The sequence below is a fragment of the Mesorhizobium sp. GbtcB19 genome, assembly GCF_019091085.1.
Taxonomy (GTDB): Bacteria; Pseudomonadota; Alphaproteobacteria; order Rhizobiales; family Rhizobiaceae; genus Mesorhizobium.
In genome coordinates, this window is record NZ_JAGXJY010000381.1 from 1 (window position 1) to 248 (window position 248).

Annotated in this window: 2 pseudogenes; both read left to right on the forward strand. The window is 65.7% G+C overall.

Going from position 1 to position 248, the window contains the following annotated elements:
- Positions 1–5: 5 nt before the first annotated feature.
- A pseudogene (locus KVT37_RS32520) lies at positions 6–107 on the forward strand (3-deoxy-manno-octulosonate cytidylyltransferase); the annotation flags it as partial.
- Positions 108–115: 8 nt separating this feature from the next.
- A pseudogene (locus tag KVT37_RS32525) lies at positions 116–248 on the forward strand (prephenate dehydratase); the annotation flags it as partial.

The following is a 248-nucleotide window of genomic DNA, read 5'->3' on the forward strand; positions in this document are numbered from 1 at the left end:
CCTAGGAAGCCGGCATGCCCATCGCCGCCGAGATCGACCAATCGCTGCCGCTCGGCGGAGATACGCCACACGAACTGGAGCGGGCCAGTAAAATCCTTTCAACCTGAGACGACCCATGACCGCCAAGACCAACCGAATCGCCTTCCAGGGCGAGCCCGGCGCCAACACCGACACCGCCTGCCGCAACATGTACCCGTCGATGGAGCCGTTGCCTGGCCCGACCTTCGGGGTTGCCTCCAACGGGGCCG